This window comes from Micromonospora qiuiae, assembly GCF_016863555.1.
Taxonomy (GTDB): Bacteria; Actinomycetota; Actinomycetes; order Mycobacteriales; family Micromonosporaceae; genus Micromonospora; species Micromonospora qiuiae.
Genome location: NZ_BOPC01000029.1, coordinates 1 through 5,768, shown reverse-complemented (window position 1 = coordinate 5,768; position 5,768 = coordinate 1). Strand labels below are relative to the sequence as shown.

The 5,768-nt window shown below is 77.1% G+C and carries 4 protein-coding genes and 1 pseudogene; 4 read left to right on the top strand and 1 reads right to left on the bottom strand.

Annotation, left to right across the window (positions count from 1 at the left end):
• A partial coding sequence (locus Vqi01_RS11610) for an MFS transporter (protein ID WP_372444348.1) occupies positions 1 to 919 on the top strand: 919 nt, incomplete at its 5' end.
• Here Vqi01_RS11610 and Vqi01_RS11605 read toward each other — a convergent pair.
• Positions 877 to 1,620, bottom strand: a complete 744-nt coding sequence (locus Vqi01_RS11605; protein WP_204034754.1) for a GNAT family N-acetyltransferase — start codon at positions 1,618 to 1,620, stop codon at positions 877 to 879. The genes Vqi01_RS11610 and Vqi01_RS11605 overlap by 43 nt on opposite strands.
• Before the next feature lie 117 nt (positions 1,621 to 1,737).
• Here Vqi01_RS11605 and Vqi01_RS11600 point away from each other — a divergent pair, with 117 nt between their 5' ends.
• The 3 genes and pseudogenes from Vqi01_RS11600 to Vqi01_RS11590 form a co-directional block, all read left to right on the top strand.
• Positions 1,738 to 1,944, top strand: coding sequence for a hypothetical protein (locus tag Vqi01_RS11600; protein WP_204034755.1), 207 nt, complete (start codon positions 1,738 to 1,740; stop codon positions 1,942 to 1,944).
• Positions 1,945 to 2,022: 78 nt separating this feature from the next.
• On the top strand, positions 2,023 to 3,540 hold the full coding sequence (locus Vqi01_RS11595) for a replication-associated recombination protein A (RefSeq protein WP_204034753.1): 1,518 nt from the start codon (positions 2,023 to 2,025) through the stop codon (positions 3,538 to 3,540).
• A 1,196-nt stretch (positions 3,541 to 4,736) separates the two neighbouring features.
• Positions 4,737 to 5,768: pseudogene (locus Vqi01_RS11590) on the top strand (hypothetical protein); the annotation flags it as partial.

The following is a 5,768-nucleotide window of genomic DNA, read 5'->3' as shown; positions in this document are numbered from 1 at the left end:
CCCGATTGCTCTCGGCCCGATTGCTCTCGGCCCGATTGCTCTCGGCCCGATTGCTCTCGGCCCGATTGCTCTCGGCCCGATTGCTCTCGGCCCGGTCGCTCTCGGCCCGGTTGCCGTCGGCCCGGTCGGTCCGGTCAGCGCGCTCACCACGCCGGTCTTGGTCGCGCTCCTGTTCCAGGTGGTGGCCCTGGTGGCGCTGCTGACCCTGCTGGTGGAGGAACGGCCGGTGGCCGGCTCGGATGCGCTGCGGGCGTCGGTCCGGTCCGCCCCGCGGATGGTGGGTGAGGCGTTCGGTCTGCTGCGTCGTTCCCGGGTGCTGATCGCCCTGGTCGCGGTCGAGCTGTTCTGGGGCTTCGGCATGGTCGCCTTCGAGGGCCTGCTGCCGATCCGGCTGGGCGAGGTGATGGGCGACGCGGACCGGGCCGCCGCCCTGCTCGGCCCGGCCAGCACCGTGGCGTGGCTCGCCTCGGCCGGCGGTGCGGCGCTGACCCCGCTGCTCATCCGCTGGCTCGGTGCCGCACCCGGTGCCGCCCTGTTGCGCGTCGTGCAGGGGGTCACGGTCGTCGGCATGGCGCTGCTCGCCGGCCCGGCCGGGGTGCTGGTCGCCTTCTTCGCCTGCCACGCCGTGCATGGTGCGTCGAACCCGCTGCACATGGGGCTGCTGCACCGGCAGGTCGACGGCCCGTACCGGACCAGCGTGATCTCGGTGAACTCGATGATCGCCATGCCGGCCGGCGCCCTGGGTGGCGTGTTGCTCGGCCACCTCGGTGACCGGGCCGGGGTGAGCGCGGCGATGCTGGTGGGCGCGGTGGTGCTGGCCGTCGCCGCGCCGCTGTACCTGCCGGCCTGGCGAGCCGACCGCCGCCGGGCCGCCGGTCAGGCCAAGCGGACCGAGGTGAGCGCAGCGGTGGCGGTGTAGCCGAGTCTTCGGTAGAGCCGGATCGCCCCCACGTTCGCCGGGTAGACGCCCAGCGCCACCACGTCGTACCGCGCCCTCAACGCCCAGGTCAGGCCGGCGGTGAGCGTCGCGCCCAGGCCGCGATTGCGGTGCTCGGGAGCGACGGTCAGCCCAGCGAGAAAACCGACGTCACCTCGGGTGCAGTCGGCCCCGCAGGCGATCAGCCGGTCACCGTCGAGGATGCCGTACCAGTCGATTACCCGCGGGTTGCCGGGGCGCACGGTGCTGGTCGGGTACGACCCCTCGATCAACGCGGTGAGCGCCGGATGGTCCGCCCCGGTCAGCCGGACCACCCGCTCCTCGCCGGGCTGCGGTGGCGGCGCCGTGGCCGTCCAGAGAAAGTCCCAGTCTTCGTACGCGCCCAGACCCGGATCGCCGTCGAGTGCAGCGGGATCCAGTCGGGGCAGGTGCAGCCACCGCCCGGCCTCGAACGCCCGCTCGGCGGCCAGCGCGGTGACCAACTCGACCGCCGGGGTCACTGCCCCGATCGCGCCGCCCACCGGCCCCTGGAACGTGGGCGGCAGCAGCCAGCCCACGGCGCCGTCGCGTCGCCAGCCCTGGACCGGTTGGTCGGGCGGCAGTGAGTGCCGGACGAACGGGTGGCGCTCCGTGGCGGCCAGGATGGCGTCGCGCCCACCCAGGACCTCAGCCGCGATGGTCACGCCGGCAGCCTAGTCGCGGGCGCGGCCGGGCCAGGGCGATCCACGGTGGAGATTGGCGGGCCGACCGATCGGGTACTTCCCGCGCCGACCTACTGGAACCCCCACCGGAGGAACGACATGCTCGCCATCGCCGCAGCCGCGGTCTTCGGCTTCGCGCTGCTGCTGGACCTGCTGGACACCGATCTCGGAGCGCCGGACCTGTTCAACTGGAACACCCTCGTGCTGATCGGTCTGCTGCTGCTCGCGCTCTACCTGGCCGGCGTCGGCCGGGGCCCCGGCGGCGGTGGTCGCTGGTACCGGGGCCGCCGACCGGGACGTGGCTGACCGAAAAGGATCATCATCCAGAGCTCGGCTGGCGGCGCGATTCCGGCGTCGCCAGCCGAGCCCGGTACTGTTCTCGTGATGGAGTCTGATGCCCTCTTCACCCTCGGTGAACCCGCCGCAGCGCCCAGTGCGCAGACGGGTTCCGGTGGCGTCGGCGGCTTCACCGCGGTCGGGCCGGACGCGCCACTGCCCGTCCGGATGCGCCCGGCGAATCTGGACGAGTTGGTCGGCCAGGAGCACCTGCTCACCCCCGGCTCGCCGCTGCGGCAACTCGTCACCGGCAACGCGCCCATGTCGGTCATCCTCTGGGGGCCGCCGGGCAGCGGGAAGACCACCATCGCCCACCTGGTGGCCGGAGCCACCGACCGGCGCTTCGTCGCCATGTCAGCGCTGTCGGCAGGGGTGAAGGACGTCCGGGCCGTCATCGACACGGCCCGGCGGCAGCGGCGCTCCGGTGGCCCGCCGACGGTGCTCTTCATCGACGAGGTGCACCGGTTCAGCAAGACCCAGCAGGATTCGCTGCTGGCGGCGGTGGAGGACCGCACCGTCACGCTGCTCGCGGCCACCACGGAGAACCCGTACTTCTCCGTCATTTCTCCGCTGCTGTCCCGATGCGTGCTGCTGACCCTCCAACCGCTCGACGACGCGGCGGTCCGCGCCCTGCTGCGCCGCGCGTTGACCGACGAGCGGGGCCTGGCCGGGGCGCTCACCCTCGACGCCGAGGCCGAGGAGCACCTCGTGCGGCTGGCCGGTGGCGACGTACGCAAGGCGCTCACCGCGCTGGAGGCGGCCGCGGCGTCGGCCACCGCGCTCGGCGCCGGGCGGATCGACCTGACCACCGCCGAGCGGGCGGTGGACACGGCGGCCGTGCGCTACGACCGCGCCGGCGACGCCCACTACGACGTGACCAGTGCCTTCATCAAGAGCATGCGGGGCTCGGACGTGGACGCCGCGTTGCACTGGCTGGCCCGGATGCTGGTCGCCGGGGAGGACGCCAGGTTCATCGCGCGTCGGCTGGTCATCTTCGCCAGCGAGGACGTCGGCATGGCCGACCCCGGTGCCCTCGGCGTGGCCACCGCCGCCGCCCAGGCCGTCGAGTACGTCGGCCTGCCTGAGGTGCAGCTCAACCTCGCTCAGGCCGTGATCCACCTGGCCACCGCGCCCAAGTCGAACTCGGCGACCACGGCGATCGCCGACGCGATCGCCGACGTACGGGCCGGCCGGGGCGGCCCGGTGCCCCGCAGCCTGCGCGACGCGCACTACGCCGGCGCCCGCGGGCTCGGCCACGGCACCGGGTACCGCTACCCCCACGACGACCAGCGGGGTGTGGTCAGCCAGCAGTACGTACCGGACGACCTGGTCGGCGTCGACTACTACCAGCCGAGCCAGCACGGCGCGGAGCGGTCGGTGGCCACCCGGCTGCCGTTGCTGCGCCGGATCGTCCGCGGGTTGCCCACCCCCGCGGTCAGGCAAGGGTCGACGGCGAACGGCCGGGCGTCGACGCCGTCCGCAGGCGACGGCGGCGGGCCGACGGCCCCGCAGGTCGACGCGGCCGATCAGGTCGGTGACAGCGCCGACGGAAAGGGTCAACAGTGAGATCGCCTGGTTCGGAGCGACCGGAGGACGGCCCGGAGGAGCGGCGCGGCAAGGGCCGCCGCTGGGGCCGGGGCAGGCCCGAGGCCGCCCGGGAGGAACCGGCCGCCGGCGAGGACCTCGGCTGGATCGACGACCTACGCTCGGCCAAGCAGCAGCGCGGCGATCTCGGCCCCGACGGGGTGGCGGCACCAGACATGCCGCCCGGCCCCGAGCACCCCGGCCGGATACCACCCGGTCGTCCCGTTCCGCCCCCCGCCGGCCGCTCGATGCCGGAGCCGCCCGGCGTGCCCGTCCCGCCCGTGGCCCCCGGTGGTCGTGCGGCGGGGCCGGATGGCCCGGTTCCGCCTGTGCCCCCCGGTGGTCGTGTGCCGGGGGTGCCGGGTGGGCCCGTTGCGCCTGGCGGTCGGGTGCCGGTGGGGCCCGGTGAGCCCGTTCCGCCCGTGGCGCCGGGTGGTCTTGGGCCGGGGGTGCCGAGCCGTTCCGTGCCGGTGGAACCGAACGCCGGCCCGCCGACCGCGCCCCCGCCGCGTCGGGGGGTCGCCGAGCCGCCCCGGGCCCGATCGGTCGATGGTCCCTGGCCCGGCGCCCTGGATCCCCGCCCTCCGGCTGTCCCCCCGAACGCCGGTGGCCCCCGGCCGGCCGCCGGGCCTGTTCCCGCCGGTGCCGAACCCCGACCGGACGCCGCTGCCCGGCCCCGACCGGACGCCGCTGCCCGGCAGCAGCCACCCGCCGCCCCGCCGTATCCCGGTCCGCCGCCGGCCGGTCCCGTCGGGCGTCGCGACGCCGGCGCGCCGAACACGGCACCCGGCGGCTGGCCGTCGGCTGACGCCGCCGCGCCCGCCCGACGGATGCGCTCCGGTCCGCCCACCGAGTCGACCTCCGGCCCGCCGACCGGTCCGGTTTCCGGTGCCCCCGTCGGGCCCGTCTCCGGGGCGCCGGCTGGTCCCGTGTCGGGCCCGCCCGCACCACGCCGGATGCCCGGCCGTCGGCCGGACGGGGTGCCCGCCGGCCCTCGGCGGGCGGCGCCCGGGGAAGTCGGGTCGACTCGCGTCCCGGCGACCCCCGAGCAGGACGCCGGAGGGCGGCCGGCGGGCCCTCCGGACCCGCCGGCGCCTCGACGCGGCCGACGCGCCGCAGCGGAGCCCACGCCCGCCACGGACCCGGTGGCCCACGGTCCCGGCCGTCCGGTGTCGGGGATGACGTCCGCGCCCGGTGCCTCCGAGGGACCGGCCGACAGCCGGCCCGCCGGACGCCGGCGCGCACCCGATGAGGGGCAACCGGTGGTGCCGCTGTCCGGCAACGCGCCGCCGATCCCCGGTGTGCCGTCCGGCGGCGCCGCGGCGGAGACGGCGGCCCGCGAGCGGCGGGCCGCCGCCGAGGAACCGCCGCCCCCAGCGGGTCGGACCGGTGGTGACACTGCGGAACGTTCGACCGTGCCCCGAGCCGGCGCCGGCCGTGCCGGCCGCCCCGAGCGCCCGGCCGACTGGCTGCGGCAGGCCGGTCGTACCCACCACACCGACCCGACGCTGTCGACGATCAAGCGGCGTGGCACGTCGCCCGGTGACCCGGCCGGACGCATCGGCGGTACGCCGCCGGGCGGTACCCCGGTGCTCGGTGAGCGCGGTGTGGTGCCGCCCACCGGCCCCGCCGCCGGCCGGCCGGACACCGGCGCCGCGCCGAGCGGTCCGCTCGATGACGGACGCGGCCCCGGCCCGGGACGCCGCCCGGGTGCCGCTGTGCCGCGCCGTGCCGAGGAGCCGCCCACCGGGCGGGGGCGTGCCGTTTCAGAGCCCGGACCACCCACCACCGGGCCGGCGGCGAACGAGCCACCGCTCGGCCGCCCCGGATCCGAGGCGTCCCTCGGGGGTGCCCGGGCGCCGGCTCGCCAGCACGGTGCGCCGGCGGGCCCGCCGCGCGGTGCGGCTCGGCCCGATCTGCCGCCGGCTGGCCCGCCGCCCGGTGCCGCCCGCACCGATATGCCGCCGGCAGGGCCGCCGAGGGCCGGTCGTCCCGATGGCCCGCCGCGTGGTGCCGTCCAGCCCGATGGCCCGATCGGCGGCCCCGGCCGCCCGGGCGGCATGCCACCGGGCCCCGCCCGCGGTGCGGCCCGCCCCGGGACCGACCCGGTACGGCCCGGCGCGGGTCCGGCCCGGCCCGATGGCGGCCCGGCCCGGCCCGATGGCGGCCCGGCCCGGCCCGATGGCGGCCCGGCCCGGCCCGATGGCGGC

What these genes read in the sequence shown, in the direction of transcription:
- Vqi01_RS11600 (WP_204034755.1), top strand. Translation starts at nt 1,738, where the DNA reads ATGCTCGCCATCGCCGCAGCCGCGGTCTTCGGCTTCGCGCTGCTGCTG.
- Vqi01_RS11595 (WP_204034753.1), top strand. Translation starts at nt 2,023, where the DNA reads ATGGAGTCTGATGCCCTCTTCACCCTCGGTGAACCCGCCGCAGCGCCC.